We start from the raw sequence: 16,093 nt of genomic DNA on the forward strand, positions 1-16,093 counted from the left end.
TTGGGCGCCTTTGATGCGATGCACTCTACTGCCCACCCGGGCGGCACTCCATTGGCCTGAAGGCCAACCTGCATTGCATTTTTATTTATTAATATGCAATATAGCGCGATGGACACGAACCCTCCCTTTCCCGCAGGCCAGTTTTGCGCTGATGGCGTCACTTACCGGTATGTCGATCTGCCGGCGATGCTGGGTACATCCCTGACGCGGCTGCCGGTCGTCTTGAGACTGCTGCTGGAAAACGTGGCGCGCAATATGGAGGGAGACGAGCGCACGACCGCCATCGCGGCCATCACGACGTGGCTCGACAGCGGCACGAGCGAGGCGGAAATCGCCTTCCAGCCGGGCCGCGTGCTGATGCACGACACCACCAGCACGCCGGCCCTGGTCGATATCGCCGCGATGCGCGATGCGCTGGCCGAGGCCGGCGCCGACCCCGCCGCGCTCAACCCTGTGCTGCCCGTGGATGCGTCGGTCGACCACTCGCTGGCCGTCGAGGCATTCGCGCGGCCCGATGCGGCCGCCGAGAACCTTCGCATCGAGGCCCGGCGCAACGCGGAACGCTACAGCTTCCTGCGCTGGGCCGCGAAAGCGCTCAAGGGCGTGCGCATTCACCCGCCCGGCACGGGCATCATGCATACGCTCAACCTGGAGCAGCTGGCCACCGTTGTCACGTCCCAGCAGCGCGATGGTGCGCTGTGGGCAGTACCCGACACGCTGATCGGCACCGACAGCCATACCCCGATGATCAACGGCATCGGCGTGCTGGGCTGGGGCGTGGGCGGGCTCGAAGCACAGACCGTCATGTTCGGCATGCCGGTGATGCAGCGCATCCCCGACGTCATCGGTGTACGGCTGGCCAACGCGCTACAGCCCGGCGTGCTGGCCACCGACCTGGCGCTGACCGTAACGCAGCGGTTGCGCGCCATCGGGGTGTCCGGCGAGTTCGTCGAATTCTTCGGCCGTGGCGTGAGCACGCTGACCGCCGGCGACCGCGCCGTCGTCGCCAACATGGCGCCCGAGTACGGCGCCACCACCGGTTTTTTTCCGATCGACGCGCAAACGCTGGCCTATCTGCGCGCCACCGGGCGCAGCGAGGCCAGTATCGCGCTGACCGGCACCTACGCGCGGCACGCCGGGCTCTGGTTCGATCCCGTCGCCACGCCGCGCTACACCCGCACGATCGAGATCGACCTGGCCGGCATCGGCATGCATGTGGCCGGCCCGCGCCGGCCGCAGGATCTGCACACCTATGGCGACACGGCCGCCGCGCTGGCGCAGTTTCCGTTCGACGCCGGCGCCGGGCACCACGGCATGCCGCGCTACCCGGTGGCCATTGCCGCGATCACCAGTTGCACGAACACGTCCGATCCCGCGCTGCTGATGGCCGCCGGCATCGTCGCGCGCAAGGCCCGCGCGCGCGGCCTGACCGTGGCGCCGTGGATCAAGACCTCGCTGGCCCCGGGATCACCGGCCGCTGCCAGCTATCTGGCCCGCAGCGGACTGCGCGACGACCTGTCGGCCCTGGGCTTCGACATCGTCGGCTTTGGCTGTACCACGTGCATCGGCAACTCCGGTCCGCTGACGCCGGCGATCCGCGACGCCACCACGGCTGGCGCGGTGTGGCCAGTGGCCATGCTGTCGGGCAACCGCAATTTCCCGGGACGCATCCACCCGGACCTGTCGCTGGGCTTCATCATGTCGCCGCCGCTGGTGGTGGCGTTCGCGCTGGCCGGCGACGCCGAGCGTGACCTGTGCCGCGAACCCGTGCAGATTGCACCCGACGGCACGCCGGTCTTCCTCAAGGACCTCTGGCCGACGCGCGACGACATGGCGGCAGCACTGGCCGCCGGCGCCGAGCCCGCCGACTATCGCCGAAGTTTTGCCCTGGCGTCGGCCAACCCGGTCTGGGCCGCCCTGCCCACGGTCGATGCCGCACGCTATCCGTGGGATGACCGCTCCACCGCGCTCCGGCGCCCGCCGTTCGCGGCGCTGGACCAGGGCTCGCTGCTTGGGGAATACCGCGCCTGGCCGCTGCTGGTGTTGGGCGACGACATCACCACCGACCATATCTCACCCGCCAGCGCCATCCCGCCAGACAGCTTCGTGGCCGACTTTCTGGTCAGCCGCGGCGATGACCGCGCCGATCTCAACGTGTTTGCCTCGCGGCGCGGCAACTGGGAGGTGATGCTGCGCGCGGCCTTCTACAGCCGCACACTCGTCAACCTGCTGTTGCCGGATGCGCCCACGGCCCACACCGTGCACGGACCCACCGGCGATGTGGCGCCGATCTTCGAGGTGGCGCGGCGCTATCGCGACGATGGCCAGTCGGTGGTGCTGATCGCCGGCGAGCGCTATGGCACAGGGTCGTCGCGCGACTGGGCGGCCAAGGGCCAGCGCCTGCTGGGGATCCGGGCCGTGATTGCGGTAAGCTTCGAGCGAATCCACCGCTCCAACCTGATCGGCATGGGCATCCTGCCGCTGCGGATGCCGGACGGCATGCACCCGCAAACGCTGGCAATGGCGCCCGGCGACACGGTGCACGTCGGCGCCGATGCCCGCACCCTGGCGCCGCGCTGCAAGGTGCCGGTGCGCGTGGTGCGCAAGGACGGTTCGGTGGAAGCGTTCGAGGCCACCGCCGCCGTGGAAACCCGGCTCGAAGTCGAGTTGCTGCGGCGCGGCGGCGTCATTCCGTCGATCCTGCACAGGACGCTGGCGCGGCAAGGCACGGACGCACCCGCTGCGTAACCGCCCCACCCTGCATCCTGCGGCCGAAGACCATGAACCACGACCGATCCATCGCGGCACAGATCGTCGAGCTGATCCAGCGCGAGCAACTGCCCGTGGGCACGCATCTGCGCGCCCAGGCACTGGCCGACCGGCTGCGCGTGTCGCGTACGCCCGTGAACGACGCGCTCGGCCTGCTGCACGAAAAAGGCATCGTCACGCGCGAGAAGAACCGGGGCTTCTTCCTGGCGGCGCCTGTGCCGGTGCCGGCCGCCGAACTAGGCCTGTCCGGGCCGGACATGGTGGGCACCGCCTACTTCCAGATCGCCGACGACCTGCTCAGGGGCGCACTCCCCACCGAGGTGTCGGAACAAGCCCTCCGCACCCGCTACACGCTGACCGCCACGCAACTCAATGCGGTGCTGTCACGCATCGCGCAGGAAGGCTGGGGCGAGCGCAAGCCCGGCTACGGCTGGCAGTTCTCGACCATGCTCACCACGCCAGATTCGCTGCTGCAGTCGTACCGCATGCGCCTGGCGCTGGAACCTGCCGCGCTGCTGGAACCCGACTACCGCCTGGACCCGCGCACCATCGCGCAACTGCGGGCCGCCGAAGTCCACCTGCTCGAAGGCGGCATCGAAACCGATACCGCCGACCAGCTGCACGACCGTGGCGTGCGGTTTCACGAAGCCCTGGTCGAGGCGTCGGGCAATGCTTTCTTCATCGATGCGATCCGTCGCGTCAACCGCGTGCGCCGCCTGCTGTCGTACCGGTCGATGCGCGAGCGATCGCGCTATGCGGACCACGCGCGGCAGCACCTGCATCTGCTGGATCTGCTGGAGCGCGGGCGCAACGAAGACGCGTCGCAGGCCATGCGCGACCATCTGGGCCACACGCTGACGGCCCTGGCCCGCATCACCGACATCCTGGAACCGTAACCATCGACAGTGAAAGCGACAACCGAGAGGAACGACATGACTGACAAGGCCATTCTCGATGCCTTCGCGCCGACCGGCGCGCTACGTGCATCGATCAATCTGGGTAACCCTGTGCTGGCGCATCGCAAGGATGGCAACAGTGCCGGCGGCGTCTCCGTCGACCTGGCCACGGCGCTGGCCGCACGGCTTGGCGTGAAGCTTGAGCTGGTGGTGGTGGAAACGGCCGGCAAGTCCGTCGACGTGGTATCGAACGAGGAAGCCGACATCGGCTTCTTCGCCATCGACCCAAAGCGCGGTGCGACCATTGCATTCACGGCGCCGTATGTGCTGATCGAGGGCTACTACATGGTGCGCGACGACTCGCCGGTGCGCGCCAACGCCGACGTGGACCGTGCCGGTACGCGCGTGGTGGTTGGCAAGGGCAGCGCCTACGACCTCTACCTGACCCGCGAACTGCAACACGCCGAGATCGTGCGTGCGCCGTCGTCGCAGACCGTGGTGAAGACCTTCCTGGAAGCGTCGCTCGACGTGGCCGCCGGCGTGAAGCAGCAGTTGGAGGCCGACACCGCCGGCATGACCGGCCTGCGCCTGCTGGACGAGCGGTTCATGGTGATCCGCCAGGCGATGGGCGTGCACAAGTCGCGCGGCGAGGCCGCTGCGGCCTATCTGGCGAAATTCGTCGAGGAGATGAAGGCGTCGGGCCAGGTGGCCGCTGCCTTGCGGGCGCACAACATCCAGGGTGCCAACGTGGCCCCGGCGGAAGGCTGAAACGGAAACTGCAAGGAAGGGATGCGGGAAGCCAGGGCGTGGCCCTGGCAGCCCCCCCGCCCGGTGTCCCGGTTGCTGCCAGCCGGGACCCGCGCGGGAGAGGCGTCCGGCTGGATTACGAGCCCACCTTCAGCTGGCCGCCGCGACCCAGGCCACCCTTGACTTCCTGCGCCTTGTAGTTGCGCAGCGACACCACCATGTTGTTGTAGGCGTCCATGAACGCTGCCACGGTGGCCTTGCCTTCCGGCGTGCGCGAGAAACCGCCCAGGCCGCCGGCCGCACCGCCGCCAAACGCGCCCACTGCGGCGCCGAAGTTCGTCGCCGTGGCATTGCCTTCCGAGATCGACAGCTGCACGCCCGAGCGGATGTCGAACATGGTCAGCGTCACGACCGAAGCCTTGCTGGCCATGGCGCCGCCCACCAGCGCGCCGACGCCGCCGAACAGGCTGCCCACGCCGGCGGCAAGCTGGCCCGTGGCGTCGTTGTCGATGATGATGGCCGGCTCCATGTAGTAGTCGGCGGCCACGCGCTGGCCCTTCTGCTGCTTCGAACCGGCGCGGAATTCGCCCGAGTTGCGCTGCTTGTCGGTGATGTTCGACAGCTTGCTTTCCGTGCGGTTGTTGCCCACCGACGTGATCACGAAGCAGTTCGACTGCTGCACGGCCAGGCGGATCAGCGGCTCGATGGTCGTGATCTTCGTGGCGGCGCCAAAGCTTGCATACCATTCCTTGCCACGGCCATCGTCAACGGCCAGCGTGCCCAGCGGCGTGTCGCAACGCTCCAGCGTCGGGTTGGCGTTCACGCTGGTTGCGCCGCCTGCCGCGCCGGTGGCCGCCGTCGGCGCCGTGCCGGTGCTGATCGAGCCACCACCCATGTTGGCACAGCCGGCCAGCACCATCGACGCGGCCAATGCCGCCGCGCGCAGAGAGATCTTCTTGGACATGAATTCGCGTTCCTGTTGTCGGAAGTAAAAGGAAAAATCGGGGAGGGAAGAAATGGCGACCGGCGCTTAACGCTGGTACCAGCCGGAGGGGCCCCAGACCCAGTAATACGGATAGCCGCTGTACCACGCGTACCACGACGTGCGATAGGCTTCGCGCACCCGGTACAAGGCATGTTCGTCCTTCTTGGCGGCCTGGGCCTGCGGAATCAGCGCCGCGGCTTCCTTGTTGCCCTTGGAAGCGGCACGGATCAGCCACGCCTCGGCTTCGGCCGGGTCGGCGCCCATTTCCTCGAAGCCCATGAGATAGAGGCGGCCCAGGGCCAGTTGCGCCTGCACGTGGCCGTTGTCGCCGGCCTTGCGCATCCATTCCAGCGCCTGGTAGGTGTTGCGCTCTACGCCGTCGCCGCGCAGCAGGCGCAGTCCCAGGTCATAGGCAGCGTTCGGATTGCCTTCCGCCTTTTCCGCCAGCGCCTGCATGCGCCGATCCGATTCGGTGGGGCCTGCCGGAGTGAAGGTGGCGACACGGCGGTCCTGCTCGGCGCAGGCGTTGCCGTTGCACAGGCGTACGGTAGGCGACCGCGACAACTGCGATTCCGGCGTCTGGGCACAGGCAGCCAGGCCGGCAATTGCCGTAAATAACAAAGGAGCAAAAACGCGCATGAAACGACCACCCCGAAATCTTGTTTAGTTTTTATTCGTTTTGCTACAACGTCGCATTGTAAGCAAACGTTTAGATTGTAACCATATTACATGTAGCGATTGCAATACTTTGTACCATCGCCAGCGCCGGGCCCGCGCCGGCGTGCCCAATACGCAACAGTAATCATTCTCTTTTGCGGCGATCCAGCGATTGACACGGAACACGTCGTCTTGCGTCTACCCACCCTGTGGGTAAGAGTCGCAAGCATCACACCGCCCCGGCGGCGCCTCCCAAAAGAAAACGGGCGCTGCCTGCGCAACGCCCGGCCGCATCCGTCCCCCCTGCCCTCTATTCGCTCACGGCCATTCCGGAATCGGGCACCGCTACGGCCGGCTTTTTCCTGCCGCCGCGACGACCGCGCCATGCCGACCACGTCACGGCAGTCACCAGCAGCGCGGAGATCACGACGAAGGTGCAGCTGATCGGGCGATCGATGAACACGGTCATGTCGCCGCGCGACAGCAACAGCGCGCGGCGGAAGTTTTCCTCCACCATCGGCCCGAGCACGAAGCCCAGCAGGATCGGGGCGACCGAGAACTCCAGGTACATCAGCAGCGCGCCGATCAGGCCGAAGGCCAGCACTTCCCAGATCTGGAACAGGCTGCTCTGCGTGCTGAACACGCCAACGGCGATAAAGAACATGGCCGACGGGAACAGGTAGCGATACGGCACCTGCAGCAGCTTGACCCATACGCCGATCATCGGCACGTTCAGGATCATCAGGATCACGTTGCCAATCCAGAAGCTGGCGATCAGGCCCCAGAAGATGTCCGGGTGATCGCTGATCAGCTGCGGCCCCGGCGCAATGCCCTGGATCATCAGCGCGCCCAGGATCAGCGCCATCACCGCATCGCCCGGAATGCCCAGGCTCATGGTCGGGATGAAGTCGACCTGCGTCTTCGAATGCGACGATGCCTCGGGCGCCGCCACGCCGGCGATCATGCCCGTGCCGAACTTCTCGGGCGTCCTGGAGATCTTGCGCTCCAGCGCGTAGGCCACGAACGTCGTGATCGTCGGGCCGGTCCCGGGCATGGCGCCGAACAGTGTGCCCACGCCGGTGCCGCGTACCATCGGCCAGAACGCCTGTTTCAGTTCGGCCATGCTCGGGCGCATGTCGCGAATTCGCAGCTTGGCATTGCTGGTGACCGCCGTCATGCGGTTGACGTTGAGGATGAAGTCGGCCACGCCGAACAGGCCCATGGCGATGGCCACCAGTTCCAGGCCATCACTAAGCTCGGGAATGCCCAGCGCGAAGCGGAACGTGCCGGTGTTCACGTCGGTGCCCACCACGCCGCACAGCAGGCCGAACAGCGTCATGGCCACGCCCTTGAGCGGCGATCCGCGCGACATGGTCGAACCCGCCAGCAGCCCCAGCAGCATGATCGAGAAGATCTCGGCCGGGCCGAACTTGAACGCGATGGCGGTCAGCAGCGGCGACGCGAAGATCATCACCAGGATGCCCACCGACGCGGCAAAGAACGAGCAGATCATCGTGATACCCAGCGCGGTGCCGCCCTTGCCTGCGCGCGTCATCGGATAGCCGTCCAGGCACGTGACCGCGTGCGGGGGATGCGATGGCAGGTTGAGCAGGATGGCGCCGATGGCACCGCCGTATTGCGACCCGTAGAAGATGCCGGCCAGCATCAGGATGGCGGGCACCGGATGCATCACGTACGTCAGCGGCAGCAGGATCGAGATCGCCGACAGCGCGCCCATGCCGGGCAGCACGCCGATCAGGTTGCCGACCAGCACGCCGAAGAACGACCACATCAGATTGCTGCCCTGGAACGCCACGCCGAAGCCGAACCAGAGATCATGCAAGGCATTGGAAACCATGGCTCAGCCTCCCCAGGTAAACAGCGGCAACTGGATCTGCAGCAGCCAGGAGAACACCACGGCGGCAATCACGCACATCGCCACGGCCAGAGCGGCCGCCTGCTTGATGTTGTTGTTGCGATCACCGAGCGCGGAAATGAAGACGATGGCGAACGTCGCCGGGATCATGCCGCCGTACACGCCGAACAGCAGGAACGCCAGCGTGCCCAGCACGATGCAGACCGTGCCGCGCAGGTCGGGGGCCGCGTGGCCATGGCCGTGGCCGGCCGGCTGTTCCGCGGGCGGCGCCGACTGACCGCGCGCCGAACTGGCGATCAGCACGCCGACGAATGCCAGCAGCGCGCCCACTGCAACGGGAAAGAACCCCGGGCCCATGCGGCTGAGCGTGCCGGTGTGGTACTGCAGGCCGGCGGCCACGGCCGCCAGACCGACGAGCACCATCAGCGCGCCACCGTAGTAGTCCTTCTTGAAGCGATAAGCCTGACTCATTGGTCGGCCCTCCGGCGGTCATGCAGCGGGGGCTGGGTACGGCGATCGAACATCGTTTGTCTCCTTGATACCCGCGCATGCGGGTCAACCGGAAATCTACAAACGATGTCTTCCAAGGGCCTTTCATGCGGCTTCCAGGCAGCTTACATATTGCATCACACCATGATGTATCTGGCGCGTCGGACGAATTTCTCGGTGTAATCCCTGAATTGGGAGACAAGCACTGTCCGGGGAAGTTGTATGGACACGCAGGCGCCCCGGTGCGGCGCAACGCGCCGAATGCGCGCGGCATCGCCTTTATCGCCGCCACTTCGCGGCTGACGTTGCGGCAGCGCGTGTGGCCTGCCGAACGCCCGGTCCGCCACGGCAGCGGTTACGTATGGTTGCAGTGGAACCGCCGCTTCTCATTTGCACTACGCTGCTGCGCGGCACAACAAAAAGGCCGGTCGTGTGACCGGCCATCCGTTGCGTGCGGCACCGCCAGGAATCAGCAGTTGCCTTTCTTCGCCTGGCCCGGCGGGCAGAATCCGTTGCCGGGGCCGCCTTGGGGACGGGCCGCCGGCCCACTGTCGGGCACGTAGTAGGCGCAGCCACCGAGTAGTGTGGCGCTGGTAACAAGCATGATGAGGATGGTTTTCATGGTGTGGAGGGGCGACTGACCCGGTCAGTCACCTGTTTTAAAAGCTGAAGTTGACGCCGGACTGGCCGCCGTTGAACACGTTGACGTTATGGGTCTGCGTCGCGCCGCCCGCACTGGTGGCCTGCACCGAGTACTGGCCGGCGGCTGACGACACGGCCGACAGCGCAATCGGCAGCGTCGGGCTGTAGGTGCCGACGAGCGGCGCGGCGGCCGGCAAGGCCAGCGAGTAGGCGCCGGTACCGAGGTTGGCGTTGGTCGAGGCAATCTCGTATGACGCCGCGCCAATGGGCTGCAGCGCGCGCACGGCAGCCTCCGCCGAAGCCGTGGCCGTGCCCGACACCGTATTGGTCGTCGAAGTCGGCAGCGTGATCGGCGACCCGGCCGTGGCGACCGACGTCGTGGCACTGGCCGTCACCGGCACCGCGCCGATGATGCCGGTGGCGTGGCCGGATGGCAGCTTGTTGTCGACGATGACCACGTCATAGTTGCCCCCGGTGCTGCTCTGCACCAGCGGCGTCAGCACGAACTTCCCGCTGCCATCGGCCACGGTGCCGCGAACGATCTTGCCGTTCTGCTCCGCGTAGACGGTAGCGCCAGCCTGCGCGGGCGCCACAAAGCCGGTAATCGACCCGCTGACGGTCATCGGCGTGGCCGTGACCACCGGCTTCAGGCTGTAGCCGCCATTGCCCTGCTGGACGATCGACTTGCAGGCGTTGAAGTCCAGGATCAGGTCCACCAGCGTGTTGGCCGGCACCGTGAACGACTGGATGATCTTGTACCCGCTCTGCGTGGCGCTCGGCGTGGCCAGCGGCAGTTCGGTCGTCGTTCCGGACACCACCACCGCATTGGCCAGCGTATTGCCCTGGTTCGGGCTCAGTACCAGCCGCACCTGCTGGTACTGCCCGGCAGGCAGCGGCGCCCGGCCAAGGTCGAACAGCACGCCGTTTGTCAGGGACAACAGATCGACCCGCTGCGGCGTGGGCAGGGCGATGTCCGTCCAGCCGCCGTCGTTGTCGCCTGCCGCGTTGCTGGCGTTAACCCGCACCTTGCTGACCGTGACAAAGACGTGGTCGAAGCCGCAGGCCGGAGCATCGGTCATGGCCACATGCAGCGTGCCGTTGCTGGACGTCGTGTTGTCGCTGCTGCCGCCGTCGCCGCCGCCGCATGCGACGACCAGGAAAGGCACTGGCACTATGGCCGCGGTAACGGCCAGGATTTTCGCCACATTAAGCGGGTTTCTGATTCTCATGACAGGCCTCTCCTCAGGGCGCGGTTGTGCCTGAAGCATACGTTGGGCATACCCCATCGGGAACCGGCCTTTGCAACGATTCGTAACGAAAATGAAACCGATCGGCCTCGCCAGCGGGCCCCTACGTGGGACACGGCACATTCGGAATCGGCCGGCTTCGCCTACAGTGATGCGTATCCATGCACGCGAGCCGCGCATGCCCAGCACCTTTCAGCGTTTTCAGCATGTCCAGCCAGGAGAACCGCCGTGGGCAAACTGCAGGATCGTCGCCGCTTTCTGGGTGCCGCGCTGGGCGGCGTTCTGCTTCCCACCCTGCCCGCCTGCGGCGGCGGCGACGATCCCGCCCCGGCACCTGCACCGACGCCCTCTCCCGTTCCCGATGCGCAGATCACGCGGGCCATCGCCCAGGTCGACACGCTGGCCACCAACCTGATGGCCAGCTCCGGCGTGCCCGGCATGGCCGTCGCCGTGGTGCGCGGTGGGCAGACGGTGTACGCCAAGGGGTTCGGACGGCGGCTGGTGACAGCCCCCGCGCCCGTCGATGCCGACACCGTGTTCCAGCTGGCATCGGTCTCCAAGCCGATCGGCGCCACCGTGGTGGCCCGGCAGGTGGGACGCGGCAGCGTCCAGTGGGACACGCCCGTCATCACGCAATTGCCGTGGTTTGCGCTATCCGATGCCGATTCGACCCAGGCCGTGACCATCGGCGACTGCTATGCGCATCGCACTGGCCTGCCCGACCATGCGGGCGACCGGCTCGAAGACATGGGCTACGACCGCCGCGAGGTACTGACGCGGCTGCGCTTCCTGCCTGTCCACCCGCTGCGCACCGCCTACGCGTACACCAACTTCGGCATGACGGCCGGGGCGGAAGCCGTGGCGACCGCCGCTGGCATCGACTGGGCCACGCTGTCGGAGCAGGCCATCTACCAGCCGCTGGGCATGACGCGCACCAGTTCGCGCTACGCCGACTTTGCCGCCCGCGATAACCGCGCGCTCGGCCACGTCAAGGTGAATGGCGCCTGGGTGCAGGGGCTGGGAACCATGCCCGATGCACAATCGCCGGCCGGCGGCGTCAGTTCGTCGGTCAACGACCTGGCGAAATGGCTGATCATGCTGCTGGCCAAGGGCGAGTTCGCCGGCCAGCGCATCGTCGATGCCGCTGCGCTGGCGCCGGCGCTGGACCAGCAGATGCAAAGCGGCCCGCCCGTCAACGGCCGGCCGGCAAGCTGGTACGGCTATGGCTTCAATGTCGGCACCACCGAGCTGGGCCTGACGTCCTACAGCCATTCGGGCGCCTTCGCGGTGGGCGCGGCCACCGCCTTTACGGCCGTGCCGTCGCTGAACCTGGCCATCGTCACGCTGACCAACGGCTACCCCATCGGCATCCCCGAGACACTGAACGCGCAGTTCTTCGACCTGGTGCAATACGGCGCCTTCCGCCGCGACTGGGGCGCGATCTTCACCGATGCCCTGGCGTCGCTGCTGCTGCCGGAGGGCCGTCTGGTCGGCCAGTCGCCGCCAGCCAGCCCGCTGCCGGCGCGGGCCCTGTCGACTTACACCGGCACCTATCGCAACGACTATTACGGGCCGCTGCAGGTCACCGAGCAAGGCGGCGCACTGGTGATGACGCTTGGCGCGCGGCCGCTGACGCTGCCGCTCACGCACTGGGACGGCGACATCTTCACGTTCACGCTCCACAACGAAAACGCCACACCCGGCACGATCTCGCAAGCCGTCTTTGGCAGCGACCGGGTGTGGCTGGAGTACTACGACCACGAGGGGCTGGGGGTGTTTTCGCGGTGAGGGGAAGACACGCCGCCAGGCCGTGCAGCGCCAGCCCATAGCCACTGCGGCATACCACGTCTTCTCCGGTTGTCCTGCAAACCGGCACCGCTCGCGCGGCGTTATTCGAGTGTGATGTTGGCCGCCTTGCCCACGCGGCTCCACTTGGCGATATCGGCCTTCTGGATCTCGGCCAGCCGCTCGGGCGCCCCGCCCACCACCTTGATCCCCAATTTAGCCAGTTGCGCCTTGACGTCCGGGTCCTGCAGCGCACGGTTGATCTCGGCGTTGAGTCGCTGGACGATGGCGGGCGGCGTGCCGGCCGGCGCGAAAACGCCCTGCCATTGCTCGGCCTCGAAGTTCGCCACACCGGCTTCGGCCATCGTCGGCACGCTTGGCAGGCTTGGCACCCGCGCTGCGGTGGCCACGGCCAGCGCACGCAGCTTGCCGGCCTGCACGTGCGGCAGGATCGGCGCGGTGGGCGCGAACATGAAGTCGACATGGCCCGCCATCACGTCCTGGATCGCCGGGACGTCGCCCTTGTACGGCACGTGGTTCATGCGCACGCTTTCCTGCTGCTGCAGCAGTTCCGCCGACATCTGCAGGATCGTGCCGTTGCCGCCCGACGCATAGCTCAGGGTGCCCGGCTTGGCCTTGGCGGCAGCCACGAGGTCCTTGACGCTCTTGTACGGGCTGTTCGGGCCGACGATCAGCACGCTGGGGATGGTGCCAAGCAGCGCCACTGGCGTGAACGACTTCACCGCGTCATACGGCAGCTTTGGGTTGAGCGCCGGGTTGATGGCGTGCGAGGCCGTCGATGCCCCGAGCAGCGTGTAGCCGTCCGGCGCGGCGCGGGCCACGAAGGCCGAGCCGATGGCGCCGGTTGCACCGGGCCGGTTCTCGACCACGATCGTGGTGTGCAGTGCCTGGCCCACCTTCTGCGCGATCAGGCGCGCCAGGATGTCGGTCGTGCCACCGGCCGGGTACGGCACGATGTAGTTGATGACCTTGCCGGCGGGCCAGTCCGCCTGAGCGTGGGCGGCGCCAGCGGCGAGCGATGCGGCGGCCAGGCAGACCGACAGGCCCAGCTTGCGCATGCGGGCCGACAGGTAAAGCGATGCGAACATCATGTCTCCAGTTCTTTTTTGCGGTACGACTCAGGCCGGGGCAATGTCCCCGAACCCGTAAAGCGATTGCGGATTGCGAACCAGCACCTGCTGCGCCGTATCGGGCGATCCACACCAGTCCAGGAACGTGCGCAGCACGGCGGCATCGTCGATCGGACGACTGCCTCTGGCTTGCGCCGTAGGGTGCGGCCAGTCCGACCCCCACAGCATGCGCTCCGGCGCCAGCTTCAGGTAGCGCGCCGCCAGCGGCTGCATGTCGCTGTAGTGCGGCGCCCCTTCCAGCGATTCGATATAGGGCCCCGACAGCTTCACCCAGGCCTTGCCGGCCGCCACCAGGTCGGCAATCACACGGAACGCCGGCTCCGCCTCCGGCTTGCCGGCCGGCAAGTGGCCGTAGTGATCGAACACCATCGGCACCGGCAGCGCGGCCAGCATGCCGGCCGCATCGGGCAGCCACTGGGGCGGCAGGTTGAGCTGGACATGCCATCCGTATGCGGCAATCCGCGCCGCCAGCGTGGGCAGATCGTCCAGCGATACCGGCGCGGGCAGCGTCAGGTTCAGCCGGATGCCGCGAATGCCCGCCCGGTGCAGCCGCGCCAGTTCGTCGTCGGCGACATCGGCGGCGACCACGGCCACGCCGCGTGCGCCCCGTCCCAGCGCCGCGATGGCGTCCGTCGTGCTGGCGTTGTCGGCGCCATAGGTCGAAGGCGTCACCACGATCACGCGCTGCGTGCCCAGCAGGCGCTGGACCTGGCGATAGTCGTCGGCCGACGCATCGGGCGGCCGCAACCTCGCGCCCGGCGCCACCGGATAGCGACTGTCATAGACGTGCACATGGCAGTCGCATGCGCCTGCGAAGGCGGCGACGGGGCTCGCGCCGGTGGTCATGCGAGACGCCCGCCATGCACCGGGGCACCGCCTTCCGGCATCGGCACGCACAGGATGGAACCGGTCGTGGATTCGGTCATCAGCAGCGTCTTGCCGTCGGCACCGCCGAAGCACAGGTTGGTCAGCGACGCCCCGATCGGCGTGCGAATCACTTCGACCGGTTCGGCGCGGTGGTTGAGCACCCAGACATAGCCCAGCCCCGGATTGGCCACCAGCAGGAAGCCATCGGCGCGCATGGCCAGCCCGTCGGGGCCGCTTGGGCCGTACGACGTGAAGAACTGACTGACCTTGCTGACCGAGCCATCGGCCTGCAGCGGCACGCGCCACACGCAGTTGCCGCGCGTCATGGCCACGTACAGCACTTTTTCGTCCGGCGACAGCACGAGGCCGTTGGGACTCGGCGCGTTGGCCAGCAGCACATCGAGCCTGCCATCGGGCGCCAGTCGATACACGCGGCCGGTGGGATCGTGCATGCCGGTCTGGCCCTGGTCCGTGAAATACAGGTTGCCGGCCGAATCGAAGGTCAGATCGTTGACGCCCCGGAAGCGCTCGGAATTGCGCCGCTCCAGGAACGGCGTGACGTTGCCGGTGCGGGCATCGAGCCGCATCAGGCCATTGCGGTAGTCGGTAATCAGGAAATCGCCGCCGGCCAGACGCTTCATGCCGTTGGGCTCGCCGTCGTACTCGGCCACCTGTTCCCAGTCGCCCTGCAGGGACACGCGAAAGATCCGCCCGTAGGGAATATCTGTCACCCAGAGATGGCCGTCCGACCAGACGGGACCTTCCAGGAACGAATCGGTGACCACGCCGCCGCCGCGATTGGCCAGCGACCACGCGTTGGCCCGATCGTGCCGGCGAAACGCGTCGGGCAGCCGGGAGAGCACCGCGGCGTCACGGATGGTGGGGGGCTGAAGCAGCAGCATCGCGACCCCTTATTGCTTTTCGATATTGGCCTTCTGCGCAATGGTGGCCCATTGAGCAGTTTCCCGCTGGATCAGCTGCGCAAACGCGGGGCTGTCCAGATTGCCCGGCTGCGAACCCATCTTCGCCAGGAAGTCCTTCATGTCGGGCGCCTGCAGCGCCTTCTGGATTTCGGCCTGCAGGCGGTCGACGACTTCCTTCGTCGTGCCCTTAGGGGCGGCCAGCCCCGACCAGTTGAACAGGCTGAAGGCCGGCAGGCCGGCTTCGGCAAACGTCGGCACGTTCGGGAATACATCAACGCGGCTCTTGCCGCTGATGGCGAGCAGGCGCATCTGGTTGCCCTTGACCGACGCCAGCGCGGTGGGCGTGGATACCACCAGCAGGTCGACGCTGCCACCCAGCAGGCCCACCATGGCCTCGCCGGCACCCTTGTACGGCACGTGCATCAGCTTGATGCCGGCGGCCTGCTGGAACGCCTCGGCAGCGAAATGCGGGGAACTGCCCGGACCACCGGTGCCGAACGTCACTTCGCCCGGATGCGCCTTGGCGTAGCTGACCAGCGACTGCAGGTCCTTGAAGCGCGAATCGGCCTTCACGCCCACCACCACCGGCGAGAACGCAAACGGTGCGATGGGCACCAGCGCGGTCTGGTGGTCCCAGTTCAGTTTCTTGAAGACGTAGGGCAGCGTGGTGTACGAATTGTCGTTGGCCAGCAACGTGTAGCCGTCTGCCGGCGCGTTCACCACCTGCGAGGTGCCGATCGTGCCCGAGGCACCCGGCTTGTTCTCGACCACGAAGCTCTGGCCCGTCTGCTGGGTCAGCTTCTGTGCCACCTTGCGGGTCACCACATCGACGGCGCCGCCCGGGGGGTTGGGCACGACGATCCGCACCGGCTTGTCGGGATATGCCGCCAGCGCGGGCGCGCCCAGGCCGGCCAGTGTCGCGGCGACGGCCAGCGGCGCCGCCAGACGGGAAAACGAGCGGAAGAATGAGGGGAAAAATGCGCAATGCAACATCGTTGTCTCCCGGCAACTGCGGCGGTTCTGGCTGGCGCCAAACCCGCCGCGATGCCTGTTTATGTC

At 67.2% G+C, this 16,093-nt stretch carries 13 protein-coding genes; 4 read left to right on the forward strand and 9 right to left on the reverse strand.

Annotated features, from left to right (window positions below; translation table 11 throughout):
• Positions 1-108 precede the first annotated feature (108 nt).
• Genes acnA through BLQ58_RS07805 form a run of 3 tightly spaced genes read left to right on the forward strand, consistent with a single transcriptional unit; the run spans position 109 to position 4,433 of the window.
• Positions 109-2,748, forward strand: coding sequence for an aconitate hydratase AcnA (gene acnA / locus BLQ58_RS07795; protein WP_092595985.1), 2,640 nt, complete (start codon positions 109-111; stop codon positions 2,746-2,748).
• A gap of 32 nt (positions 2,749-2,780) precedes the next feature.
• On the forward strand, positions 2,781-3,665 hold the full coding sequence (locus BLQ58_RS07800; RefSeq protein WP_092595987.1) for a GntR family transcriptional regulator: 885 nt from the start codon (positions 2,781-2,783) through the stop codon (positions 3,663-3,665).
• 36 nt (positions 3,666-3,701) lie between these two features.
• On the forward strand, positions 3,702-4,433 hold the full coding sequence (locus BLQ58_RS07805) for an ABC transporter substrate-binding protein (protein ID WP_092596001.1): 732 nt from the start codon (positions 3,702-3,704) through the stop codon (positions 4,431-4,433).
• Between the two features lie 115 nt (positions 4,434-4,548).
• Here the strand turns inward: BLQ58_RS07805 and BLQ58_RS07810 are convergent, their stop codons facing one another.
• From BLQ58_RS07810 to BLQ58_RS07835, 5 genes are all read right to left on the reverse strand, one after another.
• Entirely contained in the window at positions 4,549-5,376 is an 828-nt protein-coding gene (locus BLQ58_RS07810; protein WP_092596003.1) for a hypothetical protein, read from the reverse strand.
• Positions 5,377-5,442: 66 nt separating this feature from the next.
• Positions 5,443-6,036 (reverse strand): tetratricopeptide repeat protein, encoded by a 594-nt coding sequence (locus BLQ58_RS07815; RefSeq protein WP_092596008.1) that lies wholly within the window; start codon positions 6,034-6,036, stop codon positions 5,443-5,445.
• Between the two features lie 328 nt (positions 6,037-6,364).
• Positions 6,365-7,912: a tripartite tricarboxylate transporter permease gene (locus BLQ58_RS07820; RefSeq protein WP_092596012.1), complete on the reverse strand. Its 1,548-nt coding sequence runs from the start codon at positions 7,910-7,912 to the stop codon at positions 6,365-6,367.
• Positions 7,913-7,915: 3 nt separating this feature from the next.
• Complete coding sequence (locus tag BLQ58_RS07825) at positions 7,916-8,401, reverse strand: tripartite tricarboxylate transporter TctB family protein (RefSeq protein ID WP_175459859.1); 486 nt, start codon at positions 8,399-8,401, stop codon at positions 7,916-7,918.
• A 677-nt stretch (positions 8,402-9,078) separates the two neighbouring features.
• Positions 9,079-10,290 carry a DUF4382 domain-containing protein gene (locus BLQ58_RS07835; protein WP_092596017.1) on the reverse strand — a complete coding sequence of 404 codons (1,212 nt, stop codon included), beginning with the start codon at positions 10,288-10,290 and terminating at the stop codon, positions 9,079-9,081.
• A gap of 246 nt (positions 10,291-10,536) precedes the next feature.
• On the opposite strand from BLQ58_RS07835, the gene BLQ58_RS07840 reads away from it, so the two are divergent.
• On the forward strand, positions 10,537-12,096 hold the full coding sequence (locus BLQ58_RS07840) for a serine hydrolase (RefSeq protein ID WP_092596019.1): 1,560 nt from the start codon (positions 10,537-10,539) through the stop codon (positions 12,094-12,096).
• Between the two features lie 101 nt (positions 12,097-12,197).
• Here the strand turns inward: BLQ58_RS07840 and BLQ58_RS07845 are convergent, their stop codons facing one another.
• From BLQ58_RS07845 to BLQ58_RS07860, 4 genes are read right to left on the reverse strand one after another with little or no spacing between them, the layout of a single operon-like run.
• The gene (locus tag BLQ58_RS07845; RefSeq protein ID WP_254775852.1) at positions 12,198-13,172 is read right to left on the reverse strand and encodes a Bug family tripartite tricarboxylate transporter substrate binding protein; all 975 of its coding nucleotides are present in this window, start codon (positions 13,170-13,172) and stop codon (positions 12,198-12,200) included.
• Positions 13,173-13,232: 60 nt separating this feature from the next.
• Positions 13,233-14,090, reverse strand: a complete 858-nt coding sequence (locus BLQ58_RS07850) for an amidohydrolase family protein (protein ID WP_092596025.1) — start codon at positions 14,088-14,090, stop codon at positions 13,233-13,235.
• Complete coding sequence (locus BLQ58_RS07855) at positions 14,087-15,013, reverse strand: SMP-30/gluconolactonase/LRE family protein (protein WP_092596028.1); 927 nt, start codon at positions 15,011-15,013, stop codon at positions 14,087-14,089. The genes BLQ58_RS07850 and BLQ58_RS07855 overlap by 4 nt, the downstream gene beginning before the upstream one ends.
• 9 nt (positions 15,014-15,022) lie before the next feature.
• On the reverse strand, positions 15,023-16,027 hold the full coding sequence (locus tag BLQ58_RS07860) for a Bug family tripartite tricarboxylate transporter substrate binding protein (protein WP_254775839.1): 1,005 nt from the start codon (positions 16,025-16,027) through the stop codon (positions 15,023-15,025).
• Positions 16,028-16,093 lie beyond the last annotated feature (66 nt).

Origin of the sequence: Ralstonia sp. 25mfcol4.1 (genome assembly GCF_900104095.1) — a bacterium.
Lineage (GTDB): Bacteria > Pseudomonadota > Gammaproteobacteria > Burkholderiales > Burkholderiaceae > Cupriavidus.